Genomic DNA, 16222 nt, shown 5'->3' with positions numbered 1-16222 from the left:
TTTAAATTGATTTGAAAAGCAATATATAGATTTTATTGCAAATGGGAGAATCCGGGCCGCAGATGAATGTCATTATAGACATTCTAAGCTGTTTTTTTGATAAAATAGTCGAAATCGTTTTCGCATTTTTAATAGTATAATTCAGTGAAGTCTACTTGTTTTTTAATTACCTTGGAAACAAATAACCAAACAAAAGACAACTATGACTTGAACAAATCTTTAAAAATTAGATTTGGATTCAAACGAATTGCTCAAGGAGTGAATCCATCAATCAAAATGTAAACCCAAAAAACACTAAACAGTAGAATTATGAAATCAAAGCTTTTCGGAAGAGGGCCCTGTGCGCTTATTCCCTATGCTTCCATGGCAATATTTTTGTCACCGGGACTATCACTGGGAATAACTAAAAGCCCAGACAGAAGTACCCATCTTCAAATTAATCAGGAAGAATCAGAAATCAGAGGTAAGGTTGTCAACAAGGATAATTCTCCTTTGCAGGGGGTATCCATAAGTGTAAAAGGAATCCCCGATCGAAGTACCCAGACCAACGATAAAGGGGAATTTATAATTAAGGTACCTGCGCATGCAACTTTAACTTTTTCTTCCATCGGCTACGCCGGACAAGAAATTAAACTCGCCGCAAATCAAAAGACAGTACAGCTCACCTTACAGCCGAATGAGTCACTGATGGATGAGGTTGTCGTCGTGGGCTATGGAACACAGCGAAAAAGTGATTTAACAGGTTCCGTGTCTTCCATTAATGCGAATCAAATTAGTGCATTCCCCTTGGCAGGTACTGCACAAGCTTTACAGGGAAGAGCCCCTGGGGTCTCAGTGACCAGCACGAATGGAGAGCCCGGCAAAGCTCCTCGCGTACGGATTAGGGGCGGTAGTTCCATCAATGCGAGTAGTGATCCATTGTATGTGGTTGATGGTTTTCCCGGTAGTTCGGCACCCGCTCCCGAAGATGTCGAATCTATCGAGGTGTTAAAAGACGCTTCTGCAACAGCTATTTATGGCTCCCGAGGTGCCAATGGGGTGATCATGATAACAACGAAAAAAGGACGTTCGGGTAAACCTATTATTGAATTAAATAATTCCTTTGCTTCACAGAAAGTAGGGAAGCGCCTTTCGCTATTAAATGCGTCGGAATTTGCCTCCTATATTAACGATACCTATAAGAATGCTGGGAATAATAATCTACCATTTAAAGATCCAGGGGCCCTGGGTGAAGGAACCGACTGGCAGGACCTGATTTTTAGAAATGGAAACCAGTTGAATAATCAGGTCTCCGTGTCGGGAGGCAGTGACAATATCAGATATTATACTTCCGTCAGTCATTTTGGACAAAAGGGAACTGTGATAAACTCGGATTTTAGAAGACTTTCAGGGACTTCAAATTTAGAGATGAAGGTTTCTGATCGCATCAAAATCGGAACAAGACTGCTGTTTAACCGCAATAAATTAAACGGTGTAAGAACACAGGAAGGAAGTAGCGGAACGACAGGTGCGGGGGTGATCTCCGCAGCCCTGCGTTTTGAACCTACACAGGGAGTTTACGATGACGAAGGAAAATACACCTTGAAGCAGTTCGGTGACCCGCATGATAATCCGGTGGCTGCTGCCATGGAAAGGAAAAACGAAGTGATTACAGATCTGTTTCAGGGGAATGGATTTGTGGAGTTGGGGATTCTCAAAAATCTGATCTTTCGCAGCACCTTTGGTGTACAGGTCAGCAATCAACGTACAGGTAATTATGTCTCAAAAGAACTTGTCGAAGGCAGAAATTTCGGTGGAGTTGGATCGATCGCGGCACATAAAAACACCAATTTGATTAATGAAAACTTTCTGACCTATACGCAAACCATTCGCGAAGACCATAATCTGAATGCGATGGCTGGTTATTCCTATCAGAGTTCTAGAAATGAAACCTGGCAGGCCAATAATCGAAATTTCATTTCAGACAGCTTTAGTTATTGGAATCTAGGTGCTGGTTCCAATTATCAAAATGCATCTTCGAATCTTGAAGATTGGGTAATGTCTTCATTTTATGGACGTTTAAACTACAATTACAAAAATCGTTACTTTATTACTGCTACAGGTAGGTATGATGGTTCCTCGAAGTTTGGTGACAACAATAAATGGGCTTTCTTTCCTTCTGGGGCGCTTGCCTGGAACCTGAGTCAGGAACCATTTATGAAATCGATCGATTGGCTGAGCAATTTAAAATTGCGAACAAGTTATGGCGAAACCGGAAACTCTGAAATTGGTTCGTACCAATCCTTGGCTAGATTTTCACCTACCTTGACAACAATGGGCGGAAGTCCAGTTAATGCAGTGCGGCCGACCAATGTTGCCAACCCGAATCTGACTTGGGAAACGACCAAACAGACAGACGCCGGATTGGATATCGGTATGCTAAAGAGCCGAATCAACCTATCAGTAGACTATTATTACAAAAAAACGATCAATCTCTTGTATCAGGTGCCACTGCCCCTCTATTCAGGTTTTACTACGGCACTTCAGAATGTGGGAAGTGTACAAAACAAAGGTTGGGAATTTGGTTTGCAGACAACCAATCTCAACGGTGCCTTTGGATGGAAAACAGATTTTAACATCAGTTTCAATCGCAACAAAATTTTGCAGCTTCCAGGCGGCGAGATTCGATATAATACGATCCCGGGCCACATGCTTTCAACCGATTCACAGCTGCTACGTGAAGGTGAAGTACTCGGGGCATTTTTTGGATGGGTGACAGATGGAATTTATCAGCAGGGCGATGATTTTAGCGCACAACCAAATAAGAAACCTGGAGATATTCGCTATAAGGATTTATTTGGGCGCGATAAAAATAACCAATTGACCGCCGGTGCAAATGGTGTTGTCAATGCTGACGACCGTACGATTATAGGCAATCCAAATCCTGATTTCACCTTCGGTTTTAACAATGATTTTAAGTATAAGAATTTTGATCTGAATATTTTTATGCAAGGAAGTTATGGCAATGATATGTTGAATATCACACGAATGGAACTGGATTGGATGGCCGGAAAAGGAAATGCTACAAAGGATGCACTGCGACGCTGGACACCAGAAAATACCAATACTGACGTACCAAGGGCAAGCTCAACCAACAATCCCGAAGTTTCCTCGCGCTGGGTAGAAGATGGCTCTTACCTCCGCTTAAAGAATCTTGCTCTTGGCTATAATTTTTCAGAAAAGTCACTCGAGAAAATTCATCTTAAATATTTAAGAATATATGTCAGTGCACAAAATATATGGACATGGACCAATTACACGGGTTTTGATCCTGAGGTAAGCTATCAGGACTCCAACCGGAATGTCGGATTGGATTACATGGGTTACCCCAACATTAAATCATATACCCTTGGCTTAAATCTAAGGTTTTGACATGACTAAGAACCATCTAAGTAACATTAATGGTAGTTAAATAAAAATAAATAATCCGGGTGTGGCAATTTTCAGCTAAATGCTCGAAATAGACACCTGTTAATAATTCATGCTAATGAAAAAGATAACTATATATCGTATCCTACTTACAACGCTGTGTTTCACCAGCTTGTTTTCCTGTACCAAACTCAACGAGGAACCGGTAAGTATTTTGGATCCTAAACAATATTTTAAGACGGAAGCGGATGCAGAAGCTTCCGTGATGGGGATTTACGGATTGCTAGCCAATGCAGATTTTTATGGACGGCGATTGACCATGGTACTGCAATTGCTGGGTGATGACATTGATATTGCGGATATTGGTACGCAATCTAGTCGGATTCAGTTGAATAGTTTTACACACGACGCGAGCAATCAGGATCTACTCGCGGTATGGAAAACCGCTTATCTGGGCATTGGCGCTGCAAATGCCGCAATAGATGGTATTCCAGCCGTCACAATGAATGAGGCTAAAAAATCCGCCCTCATTGCCGAAGCGAGGTTACTTCGGGCGCTATATTACTATCACTTGGTTCAACTATTTGGGGATATCCCTTATATTGGTGAATTTGTCAGTGATCCAAGCAAGGTAATTGCTATCAGTAAAACTCCAACAGCAAAGGTGTATGACAATATCATCGCAGATTGTGAATATGCGATAGCGAATTTGCCAGATACCTATGCCAATAACAACAAAGCAAGACCATCCAAAGGTGCCGCTCAGACGTTGTTGGCTTCGGTCTATATGGTCTTGAAAAAATGGGATGATGCCGCTAAGGTGGCTGAGGCTGTGATCAATGATGCAAACAAATACCAGTATGCTCTGGTCAAAGATTATAATAGCCTATGGGATGCCGATCTCGGTTTTCAGACTGAGCATGTCTGGGTAGTTGATTTTCTGGGGGGAATTACCGGAGAAAATGCATCCAACCAAGATTATACGGCGCCGATGACCGGTGTACGAGATGCTGATATGTTGGGATGGAGCGTTCTTGTACCATCAACCGGTGTATATGATAGCTTTTCTGACCAAGATTACAGAAAGAAAATTAGTTTTCTGACCGAAACACCGGTAAAGGGAGTGATGACACCTTATCAGAAATGGAAATGGCCACGTATACATACCGCAAAATGGTGTTTGCACCCGGGCTCTAATGCTGGAGCGGATGGTTCGGACTCTGATATCAAACACGTGATCTTTCGCTATGCTGAAGTTCTATTAATGGCAGCTGAGGCATTAAATGAAAGTAAAGGCGGACCGACAGAAAAGGCATATAGCTATATAAATGCTGTTCGGGCTAGAGCAAGGTATACGCCACAGGGCGTACAGCATTATCCTGCCGACCTGGCAACGGGTATGTCACAGACAGATTTTCGAAAAGCAGTGCAGGAGGAACGTCGTGTTGAGTTGGCTTTTGAATGGAAAAGATGGTATGATATCAAACGTTGGGGACAAGTAGTGGATGCATTTACTAGGCAGGGAGCCTATGAAAGCCAACCAAAAGTAAAAGATTTTCATGCACTGATGCCTATTCCTCAGGATGAAATCGCACGTAATACAAATTTACTGCCTCAAAATCCAGGGTATTAGAACAGCAGTACCAGGCTAATGTGACGCTAAATGAGAGGAAATATCAACTTATAAATAGGTTGATATTTTCTTTTTGAGTATAGACAGCGCATTTTTATGCCATTGTCAGCAAAGAAACAGTGATTGAAAATTTAATTTTATTCAAAATCCATTTAATTCCACCACAAATCAAGAAAAAAGACATTTTTTCCACCTATTTGAACGAAAAATACCCCTCTTGGGCGAGAGCTATTCTTGATCTTTGGTTTCATTTATTGAGTTAGCTAACCAGATAAACCAAGACAACTATGATAACACCGATAGCTAAAGCGGTAGGGAAAAAGGAGGCTTTTGTTTTCGCTGATGAGTTTGGTCGCGGTACAAGTGTTTGGACGGTCACAGTTGAAAATATCAGGAATAACCTCATTGGCGGGCGAACCACTCGCGGGTGGGGCAGCACGGATTAAAGGCGCACAGAATGGGACTGTCACAGATGCTTCCGGCAATTATCAGATTATTGCCAAGGATACTGATATGTTGATTTTCTTTTTCGTTGGTAGAGAGAAAACCGAAATAGCGGTCAATAAAAAGGATCATATCAATCTCGTATTGAAGGAGTCAAATTGTTTAATAAAAAAAGGCTTTTAAAATGTAACCATTATAGGCATGAAAACTAAACTCAACATGTATAAAATACTATTCCTGGTGCTTTTGGTCTCCGGAATGTCAAGTGGCGCATCAATGGCGCAAGAAAATAAATTACCGGATAGCCTACGGATGAAATGGTGGGAAGAAGCCCGGTTTGGTATGTTTATCCATTGGGGTGTATACGCACAATTTGGCGGTGTCTATCGTGGTCATGAACAAGCTCGGGGTGGAGCGGAATGGATTATGAATCGGTCAAAAATCCCTGTTAACGAATATCAGGCAATGGCAGGCCATTTTAATCCTATACAATATAATCCCGACGAATGGGTGCGGATGGCGAAAGATGCCGGTATGAAATACCTCATTATTACAGCCAAACATCACGACGGTTTTGCGTTGTTCGAAACCAAAACCAGCAAATGGAATATGGTTGATGCGACTCCTTATGGTAAGGATCTGTTGAAGCCTTTAGCCGCCGCCTGTAAGAAGTATGGAATCAAATTGGGCTTCTATTATTCACAGGCGCAAGACTGGAATAATCCCGGAGGCTCGGCAGCGCGAAAACTCATGCGCGAAGGCTGGCCCAATCCGGACTCAGCCAAAATAGATGCCTATACCTTAGCGCATAAAGGCCATTGGGATCCAAAGCAAGAAACCGTGAGTTTTGATGACTATATCAAAAACGTATCTGTGCCGCAGGTGAAAGAGCTTTTGAGTAACTATGGTGATATTTCTGTCTTATGGTGGGATACACCAACAAATATGACTGACGAAGCTGCGAGCATGTTACAGGAACAACTGCATCTGCAACCCAATATTATTACCAATGATCGCTTGAAAAGACCAAATTTTCCGGGTGATACAAAGACGCCAGAACAGAAAATTCCAGATTGGAGCGAATTGGAAGGAAAGCATTGGGAAACTTGTATGACCATGAACGGAACCTGGGGGTTTCGTACGTCTGATCATAAATGGAAGTCGGCAGAAACATTGATCCGTAATTTGGTTGATATCGCATCAAAGGGAGGGAATTATTTGCTCAATGTCGGCCCAAAACCCAATGGCACCTTCCCGCAGGAAAGCATAGATAGGTTGGCGACCATAGGCAAATGGATGAAAATAAACAGTGAAGCAATTTACGCAACCAAAAGCAGTCCTCTGCAGCCATTTGAGTGGGGAAGATGTACAATGAAGGAACAGGGAAACAAGACCCTGCTTTATCTGACCATATTTGACTGGCCTCAAGATGGCACGGTCGTTCTTCCAATAAAAAATAAAGTTTTAAAAACCAGTTTTCTAGCGAATGGTAAGATGCTTAAGGTGAAATCACAGCCTGAAACGATCAAAATTGAAATTCCCAAACAGGCGATTGATCCCGTGGCAACTGTGATCAAAATTGAGTTGGCCGGAAAGCTTGAAAGAGATAAGACCAATACCGCAAAAAAAATGAAAACCGGAGCCTTGGATGAATAACCCAAATCTAAAGATTAAGAAAAGATAAGCACATTAATGATAAAAGAAAATAAACTTTATAAAATACTTACATTGCTATTGGGGGTTGGCACGTTACAGCTCCAAGCACAGGAATCAAGACGCATTGATCAAGAATGGGACTTTCTGAAGAGTGATCTCGGAGGGATTTGGGAAGCTGTAAGGCCGGTCGGAGCAGGTAACCCGGAATCCGTTCCCCTATGGCAAACAGTTAGTTTGCCTCATTGTTACAATGCCTTAGATGCCGTTGATCCAGCTGTCAATTATTATCAAGGCCCAGGTTGGTATAGAAAGACCTTAACCATAGAAAACCCCTATCCGAATGGTCGTACATTGCTTCATTTTGAAGGTGCGGGACAAAAGTCTACGGTTTATATCCATACGCAAAAGGTTGGGGAACATGTCGGCGGCTATGATGAATGGACAGTAGATATTACTGAGGCTGTCGAACAGTTTAAAAAAACAGATGCCTATAAAACACGGTTTAAAGGAAAGATACCTGTTTCAATTCGGGTAGATAACTCACGTGACCTCGAAATGATTCCCTCAGATCTTTCCGATTTTAATCTTTATGGAGGTATCTATCGCCACCTGAATTTGAAATATGTACCACAGACGGCCTTAGAAAAAGTCTTTGTTAGCCCCACAGTCGATGTTGATGGAAAACAGGGCGTATTGCAAATCCGTGGTCGCCTATTAACACAATCCAACAGCTCAAGTTTTGATGTCGAAACACAGCTTTATGACCCTTCCGGTAAATTGCTATTGACTCAAACACCGCTTGCTCGTTCAGTGGGAGGATCACTTGACTTTGGAAAATTAACGGTTAAAAAACCTGAATTGTGGAGCCCGGATCATCCCGCTTTGTATCGTTTGGTAACTATCGTCAAAAGCAATGGACAGACATTTAAAGAAGAGAGTCTTTTTGGTTTCCGGCATGTGGAATTTAAAAATAATGGTCCCTTTTTATTAAATGGGAAAAGACTTTTGCTTCAGGGCACGCATCGTCATGAAGATCATGCTGCTGTAGGGGCGGCGATGACAGATGCACAGATTTTACAAGAAATGACGATGATGAAAGAGATGGGCGTCAATTTCATTCGGTTGGGGCATTATCAGCAAAGCCGCAGGGTGCTCGAAGCCTGTGACAGCCTCGGAATTTTGGTCTGGGAGGAAATCCCTTGGTGCCGTGGTGGCTTGGGCGGTGAAATCTATCAGCAACAGGGAAAACGGATGTTGACAAATATGATTGAGCAGCACTATAATCACCCTTCTATCATTATCTGGGGCCTAGGTAATGAAAATGATTGGCCTGGCGATTTCCCTGAATTCGACAAAGAGAAAATCAGGACATTTATGCGCGAACTGCATGAACTTTCCCACCAATTGGATCCCAGTCGAAAAACAGCCATACGACGTTGTGACTTTTGTAAAGATATTGTTGATGTGTATTCACCCTCAATCTGGGCCGGTTGGTATCGTGGCATGTATACTGATTATAAAACGGCCTCAACAGAAGAAATGAAAAAGGTCAAACATTTTCTCCACGTAGAATGGGGCGGAGATAGTCACGCTCGTCGACATGCCGAAGATCCGGACCGGGCATTAGCCAAAATAGAAGGTGATGGTACGACCGATGAACGGGCGGGAGATGCATCGCTCGTCGGTGGCGCTGCCAGAGTTTCTAAGGACGGCGACTGGAGTGAAAGTTATATCTGTAATTTGATTGATTGGCACCTCAAAGAACAGGAAACTATGCCATGGCTTACCGGTACCGCATATTGGCCTTTTAAGGACTTTTCTACACCTGTTCGGCCTGATAATCCTGTTCCCTACGTCAATCAGAAAGGTGTCGTCGAACGTGATTTTACAAAAAAAGAGTCCTATTATGTATTTCAATCATACTGGACTTCAAAACCTATGTTGCATATCTATGGACATACCTGGCCTGTTCGTTGGGGACAGACTGATGAAGCGAAGATGATTAAAGTATATTCTAACGCGAAAGAAGTCGAACTATTTGTCAATGGCGAAAGTCAGGGGATAAAGAAAAGAAATAGCCAAGATTTCCCTGCTGCCGGCTTGCGTTGGATGGTGAAATTACGTGAGGGAAAAAATCAGATAAAAGCGGTTAGCAAAAATGGCAAGGAACTACTGACAGATGAAATAGAACAAGTGTATCAGACTCAAGCCTGGGGAAAACCCACAAAATTACAGGTTGAAGAAATTGAACGGGAAGATGATGTCATAACAGTGCAGGCCAAGGTATTGGATAAAGATGGTATTCTTTGTCTGGATGCCAAAAACTGGATTTATTTTGATGCTACAGGAGATGGTGAGCTGATCATTGATCAGGGAACATCCATAGGGGCGCGAAAAGTACAGGCATATAATGGAAGAGCTTTGGTACGGCTTCGCTTATCGACAGGAAAAGCAGTTGTGTCCGGACGGATGGACGAATCAAAAAGTACTTTGTTGACAATTGAAAAATAATGAGATGATAAAATTGAACGCTAATTTGCGCTTTTTTCTTTTGCTCGGGATAGTGATAACTGCGACTTATAGCCATGCACAGCATAAGCAAAAGAAGCGCGAACTGTGGTACGATAAACCCGCTGCATATTGGGAGGAGGCACTACCTCTGGGTAACGGTACGACAGGAGCCATGGTCTTTGGCGGGGTGAGCAGGGATCGTTTTCAGATTAACGATAATACCCTATGGTCTGGCGAACCTGAGGCTGGAAATAACCCCAATGGACCTCAAATTTTGCCATTGGTACGTGAAGCTATTTTGGCGGGTAAATATGAAGAGGCTGCTGTGCTCTGGAAGAAAATGCAAGGCCCTTATTCGGCACGTTATTTACCTATGGGCGATCTATGGTTAGATTTTCACCATGACGAGAAAGCGGTAAAAGCTTACCGGAGAGATTTGAATTTAGAAGGGGCCGTAAGTACGGTAAGTTATACGTATAAAGGTGTGCAATATCAAAGAGAAAGCTTTGTCAGCTATCCCGACAAAGCTTTGGTCATTCGCTTAATAGCAAATAAAGCGAAATCGATCACTTTGGATCTGTCCATGACCAGTAAACTGAAAAGTACCGTTTCAGCACTCGGCGACGATGTATTAAGCCTTGTGGGCAAAGCCCCCAGTTTTGTGGCCAACCGGGATTACGAACCTAAACAGGTGGTTTACGATAGCCTTGAGGGAAAGGGGATGACTTTCGAAATGCGTGTCAAAGTAGAGGTAAAAGGAGGGAAAGTACAACAGGAAAAAGATAAGCTTCGTATTACGGGAGCCGACGAGGTGCTATTATTATTGACAGAAGCGACCAGCTTTAATGGTTTCGACAAATCGCCGAGCCAGGCAGGAAAAGATGTAAAGGCGACAGTTAACCGTTTAATGAAACAGGTGGCGGTAAAAAACTTTACAACACTGCTTGCTGATCATCAGAAAGATTATAGGTCGCTGTTTAACAGGGTAGATTTTGAACTGGCTGGAATTTCAACACAGGCAAGTTTACCGACGGATCAGCGGATTATGCAATTTTCAAAAGGTCCTACGGATCTGGATTTACTGACTTTGTATTATCATTTTGGCCGTTACCTGCTGATCGCAAGTTCGAGACAAGGTGGAAGGCCTGCTAATTTACAGGGGATCTGGAATGATCAGGTACAGCCGCCTTGGGGAAGTAATTACACCACGAATATCAATACCGAAATGAATTATTGGCTGGCGGAAAATACCAACTTGTCCGAATGCCATCAGCCGCTATTTGATTTTATGGAGGAACTGGCCGTCAATGGAGCAAAAACTGCAGCTGTAAATTACAACATAAAGGAAGGCTGGGTAGTTCACCATAATTCGGACTTGTGGGCTAAGACCTCTCCTCCAGGAGGGTATGACTGGGATCCTAAAGGCATGCCGAGATGGTCTGCATGGCCAATGGCTGCGGCTTGGTTCAGTACGCACCTGTGGGAGCATTATCGCTTTACTGGAGATAAATCTTTTCTTCAAAATAAAGCCTATCCACTGATGAAAGGGGCTGCCCAGTTTATGTTACACTGGTTAATTGCTGATCCTGAAAATAAATACCTGATCACAAACCCTTCTACATCACCTGAAAATACAATTAAAATAGCAGGGAAGGAATATCAATTGACCTTGGCTTCCACAATGGATATGGCCATTATCCGCGAGTTATTTACCGCGGTAATTCGTTCGTGCGATGTGCTACAGGTTGATCCTGAATTTAAGTCGACATTGGAACAGGCAAGAGCAAAGCTATATCCTTATCGGGTCGGGCAGTATGGTCAATTGCAAGAATGGTTTAAAGATTGGGATGATCCCAAAGATCAGCATAGGCATATTTCACATCTTTTTGGACTCTTTCCCGGTAATCAGATTAGCGTTACAGCAAATAGTGAATTGGCCGCTGCGGCAAAAAAATCGTTGCTTTTGCGCGGTGATGTAAGTACAGGTTGGTCGATGGCATGGAAAACAAATTGGTGGGCAAGATTACAGGATGGAAACCACGCTTATAAAATTCTTAAGGACGCGCTTAACTTTATTGATCCCAAACTGGATCGCGCGCAGATGAGCGGTGGTGGTGCTTATCCGAACTTATTCGATGCACATCCTCCTTTTCAGATCGACGGCAATTTTGGCGCAACCGCCGGAATGACTGAAATGCTTTTGCAAAGTCATGATGGTGCAGTTCATCTATTGCCAGCTTTGCCAGATGAGTGGCCGGCAGGACATATCAGGGGAATTAAAGCGCGAGGAAACTTTACGGTGTACATGGATTGGAAGGATAATAAATTGCAAGAGGCACGCATCGTTTCCAATATAGGTGGTATATGCAAGTTGCGCACCGCTATTCCTGTGAAAGTCATTGGACTGCACGACGACAGCGGCTCCCGAGTAGAAAATGAATTGCTATACAAGCCAGGTTCATTAGAATACCATATCCTTGATCGCGAAAAGTTATCTTCCTTGTCAACCAAAGAAACCTTTGAAATTGAATTTCAAACTGTCAGGGGCAAGGAGTACCGTATAATCCCGATATAGCTCATAAAAATCTAAGGAAATGAATTTAAAATCAATCTCCAGACTAGTTTACACATTTATTGGGATTGTGCTGCTCCCACTATTGACAGGGGCGAAACAACCCAATACATATTTTAACAGAGAGATCGCGGCCGTTTTGCGTCCTATTATAAAGAAGCAGTCAAAATGGGCTATGAAGCAGATGCCTATAACCGTCGCGGCCTATCCTGCGGTTCGAAGCAGCGGGGGGATTCATGATTTTTACTCGGAGGGTGACTATTGGTGGCCCGATCCAAAGGATGCCCATGCACCTTATATTCAACGGGACGGCATGAGTAATCCTACCAATTTTGTCGCCCATCGAAAAGCCATGATCCGCTTTAGCAGAATCATAGGCGGATTAGCCTCTGCTTATCGTTTGCAGCCGGATAAAAAATACGTGCAACAGGCGCTGCTCCACTTGAATGCCTGGTTTGTTGATTCGACGACCATGATGAGTCCAAATTTGCTGTATGCGCAAGCTGTGCAAGGACGATTTACAGGGCGTGGTATCGGGATTATTGATACCATTCATTTAATGGAAGTGGCGCAGGGCGTAAAAGTGCTCGAAAATGATCCAAACTTTCCACAGTCAACCAAAGAGGCCATACATCGTTGGTTTGCTGCCTATTTACGCTGGTTGACGGAGCATCAATACGGTAAAGATGAAATGAATGCAGCAAATAATCATGGCACCTGTTGGGTGATGCAGGTGGCCTCCTTTGCCAGCTTAGTAAAGGATACAGCTTTGCTCAAGATGTGCAGTGAACGCTATCAACAAATTTTACTGCCCAATCAGATGGAAAAAGACGGTAGTTTTCCACGGGAACTTCAACGCACGAAACCTTTTGGATATTCACTTTTTAACCTAGATGCAATGGCCATGATTTGTCATATCCTATCAACAGCAGATGAACCGCTATGGCAACACACGCTGTCCGATGGGCGTACAATAAAAAAAGGGATCGATTTCATGATCCCTTATATCGAAGATAAAGCCAAATGGCCTTATCAAAAAGACGTAATGTACTGGGAGCAGTGGCCTATTGCTCAGCCTGCTCTTGTCTTTGCCGCAAATGCTTACCAAGACAGTACCTATTTGAAACTTTGGGCTAGGCTGGATCATAATCCCAAGGAGGAAGAGGTCATTCGTAACTTGCCTATCCGCAATCCTTTAATCTGGCTATAATCACCGTGTAATAATGCTATTCCAACGATAAATCTGACCATTAACCTTTTACTTAAATAAACCTAAATGTAATATGATTTTCAATATAAATAGGCTGCTATCAAAATACGTAGATGTTTCGAGTCGTTTTAACCGCAGAAAACGGTTTGTCATTTGGATGTTGTGCATAACGTATATCCTTTGTGGTGCTGAGGAAATGAAAGCACAGAGCACCAGTCAATTGAAAAAAGCCTGGGCCCTTGCTGATCGGCAGTCGCAATTGCTCTATGAAGAGCTACAGGTGCTAAAAAAAGCGGATTCTACATTGGCTTCTCCACGTACACTATCTGAAAACAACGAGTTAGTGGCAGTAAAGCGTGGCGATTGGACAAGTGGATTTTACCCCGGGGTTTTATGGTATTTGTATGAGAAATCCGGCAAACGTAAATGGAAAGAGCTGGCGGGTGAATTGACCGGAGGTATAGAGGGCGAACAGTATAATGGGAAAACCCATGACATGGGCTTTAAGATTTTCTGTAGTGTTGGTAACGGTTATCGTCTTACGGCCAATGCACATTATCGGGATGTCATTATCCAATCCGCTAAAACTTTGGCAACACGCTTTAACCCCAAGGTCGGATGCATCCGTTCTTGGGATCATAATAGCCATCGTTGGGATTTTCCGGTCATTATTGATAACATGCTCAATCTGGAGTTGCTTTTTGAAGCAACAAAACTGACGGGGGATTCTACTTATTACCATATTGCTGTTAGCCATGCAAACACAACAATGAAAAACCATTTTAGGTCGGATTACAGCACTTATCATGTCATTGACTATAATCCTGTCACCGGTCAAATACAGCACAGAAATACACACCAGGGTTTTAGTGATGAGTCTACCTGGGCTAGGGGCGAGGCATGGGCCCTGTATGGTTATACCATGTGCTATCGCGAAACAGGTGATCCGAAATACCTAGAGCAAGCCGAGAAGGTCGCACACTGGCTTTTTGCCCATCCTCGAATGCCTAAGGATTTAATCCCTTATTGGGATTTTGATGCACCTCATATTCCGAATGAACCGAGGGATGTCTCAGCCGCGACAGTGATCGCATCCGGATTATTGGAATTGAGTACGTTCAGTAATCAGGGAAAGGAGCATCTAGACAGGGCACGTACGATATTATCAAATCTAATTGATGGATATATGTCCCCCAAAAATAAAAATAAGGGATTTATATTACTGCATAGTACGGGATCAAAACCCTCCAATTCCGAAGTGGATAAACCATTAAGTTATGCTGATTACTATTTTTTAGAAGCTTTGCTTCGGGAGGAAAACTTACGCTCAGGACGGACACAGTCTAGCCTGGTTCGAAAAGACCCCGAGGGTAAACTCATCTATTTTCCGGATGATAAGGGAAATATGGTCCCTGATTTCAGTCGGGTTGGCTATCACCAAGGGGATCGACCGCTTCCCACTGTCGCCAGCATTATCACATTGCGCTCTACAGCAGATGGAACTGATCAGCAGATGATACAGGGGGCTATCGATGAAATAGCAAGAAAACCCCTCGATAAAGATGGATATAGAGGGACGATAATGCTGAAAAAAGGAACTTACAATATCCCCGGCAGTTTACTCATCAAATCGAGTGGTATCGTATTGAGAGGAGAAGGGGATGCAGAAGGTGAAACGCTATTGCGTGCGACAGGAAAGCAACAGCGTAGCCTATTGAAAATTTCAGGTGATGGTAACTATGTCGAAGATCAGGGTAAAGGACATGTGGTTCAGTCAATATATATCCCCGTCGGAAGTAAGTATGTCGTTGTGGATGACGGTCGCGATTTTCAGAAAGGGGCATCAGTACTTCTTTCTTATGAACTCAATGCGGCGTGGATTAAAGCAGTTAAAATGGACCAAATTATAGCAAGGGAAGGAACAAAACAATGGACAACCAAAGAATATAAATTGAAATTTGAACGTGTTATCGCAGCTATTAGCGGAGATACGCTGTTTTTGGATAATCCGGTCGTTATGGCCATAGATCCTCAGTTCGGTAAAGTATCGGTCGTCCCGTTTAAGTTTCCGGGACGTATTCAGGAAGTAGGGGTTGAAAATTTACGTTTTGAATCCGAATTTGCCAATGAAACGGACGAAAACCATGGCTGGATAGCCGTTGAGCTCGATAAAGTTGAAAATGCCTGGGTACGCAACATTACAGCACGCTATTTTGGTTATGCGGCGGTAAGCTTGGGAGCCTTCGCAAAACAAACATCCGTCATCAACTCGAAATGCCTGGATCCCAAATCTCAAATTACAGGGGGACGTAGGTATTCATTCAATAACAATGGACAGCTCAATCTGTTTACTCAATTATATACCACAGAAGGAAGGCATGACTATGTCACGGGAGCAAGAACTTTGGGGCCAAACGTTTTTAGCTTGTCCACTGCAACGAATACCCATGCGGATATTGGCCCACATCATCGTTGGGCAGTAGGCACCCTGTACGATCAGATTACGACCGATGGCGAAATCAATGTTCAGGATCGGGGTAACTGGGGAAGCGGGCATGGCTGGGCCGGAGTCACACAGGTATTATGGAATTGTAAAGTCCGGGGAGCGACAGTACAGCGGCCCTGGGCATCAGGACAAAATTTTGCGATAGGAGTAAGGGGCGAAAAAATCCCCGGAAGATTTAAAGATAGGCCCATGGGATTTTGGGAAAATCAAAACAAAAAAATGCGGATTGAGTCGCTTTATGAGCAACAACTAAATGATAGGTTAAATAAATAACTATTGGTA

General features: G+C 43.1%; 8 protein-coding genes. All 8 read left to right on the top strand.

Features of this window, described 5'->3' with window-relative positions:
* Nucleotides 1–309: 309 nt before the first annotated feature.
* On the top strand, nt 310–3411 hold the full coding sequence (locus D7322_RS09960; protein ID WP_121123765.1) for a SusC/RagA family TonB-linked outer membrane protein: 3102 nt from the start codon (nt 310–312) through the stop codon (nt 3409–3411).
* A gap of 115 nt (nt 3412–3526) precedes the next feature.
* Complete coding sequence (locus tag D7322_RS09955) at nt 3527–5041, top strand: RagB/SusD family nutrient uptake outer membrane protein (RefSeq protein WP_121123763.1); 1515 nt, start codon at nt 3527–3529, stop codon at nt 5039–5041.
* 342 nt (nt 5042–5383) lie between these two features.
* On the top strand, nt 5384–5668 hold the full coding sequence (locus D7322_RS09950; protein WP_121123761.1) for a carboxypeptidase-like regulatory domain-containing protein: 285 nt from the start codon (nt 5384–5386) through the stop codon (nt 5666–5668).
* A gap of 18 nt (nt 5669–5686) precedes the next feature.
* Nucleotides 5687–7141 (top strand): alpha-L-fucosidase, encoded by a 1455-nt coding sequence (locus D7322_RS09945; RefSeq protein ID WP_317125725.1) that lies wholly within the window; start codon nt 5687–5689, stop codon nt 7139–7141.
* 36 nt (nt 7142–7177) lie between these two features.
* Complete coding sequence (locus tag D7322_RS09940) at nt 7178–9652, top strand: glycoside hydrolase family 2 TIM barrel-domain containing protein (RefSeq protein WP_121123757.1); 2475 nt, start codon at nt 7178–7180, stop codon at nt 9650–9652.
* Between the two features lie 4 nt (nt 9653–9656).
* On the top strand, nt 9657–12227 hold the full coding sequence (locus D7322_RS09935) for a glycoside hydrolase family 95 protein (RefSeq protein WP_121124098.1): 2571 nt from the start codon (nt 9657–9659) through the stop codon (nt 12225–12227).
* Between the two features lie 19 nt (nt 12228–12246).
* Complete coding sequence (locus D7322_RS09930) at nt 12247–13434, top strand: alginate lyase family protein (RefSeq protein WP_121123755.1); 1188 nt, start codon at nt 12247–12249, stop codon at nt 13432–13434.
* A 157-nt stretch (nt 13435–13591) separates the two neighbouring features.
* Entirely contained in the window at nt 13592–16213 is a 2622-nt protein-coding gene (locus D7322_RS29175) for a glycoside hydrolase family 88 protein (RefSeq protein ID WP_121124096.1), read from the top strand.
* Nucleotides 16214–16222: the final 9 nt, after the last annotated feature.

It is taken from the genome of Sphingobacterium puteale, assembly GCF_003627955.1.
Classification (GTDB): domain Bacteria; phylum Bacteroidota; class Bacteroidia; order Sphingobacteriales; family Sphingobacteriaceae; genus Sphingobacterium; species Sphingobacterium puteale.
This window is presented reverse-complemented; position numbering and strand designations above follow the sequence as displayed.

Coding starts and splice junctions, on each gene's coding strand:
- D7322_RS09960 (WP_121123765.1), top strand. CDS start 310: ATGAAATCAAAGCTTTTCGGAAGAGGGCCCTGTGCGCTTATTCCCTAT.
- D7322_RS09955 (WP_121123763.1), top strand. CDS start 3,527: ATGAAAAAGATAACTATATATCGTATCCTACTTACAACGCTGTGTTTC.
- D7322_RS09950 (WP_121123761.1), top strand. CDS start 5,384: ATGAGTTTGGTCGCGGTACAAGTGTTTGGACGGTCACAGTTGAAAATA.
- D7322_RS09945 (WP_317125725.1), top strand. CDS start 5,687: ATGAAAACTAAACTCAACATGTATAAAATACTATTCCTGGTGCTTTTG.
- D7322_RS09940 (WP_121123757.1), top strand. CDS start 7,178: ATGATAAAAGAAAATAAACTTTATAAAATACTTACATTGCTATTGGGG.
- D7322_RS09935 (WP_121124098.1), top strand. CDS start 9,657: ATGATAAAATTGAACGCTAATTTGCGCTTTTTTCTTTTGCTCGGGATA.
- D7322_RS09930 (WP_121123755.1), top strand. CDS start 12,247: ATGAATTTAAAATCAATCTCCAGACTAGTTTACACATTTATTGGGATT.
- D7322_RS29175 (WP_121124096.1), top strand. CDS start 13,592: ATGTTGTGCATAACGTATATCCTTTGTGGTGCTGAGGAAATGAAAGCA.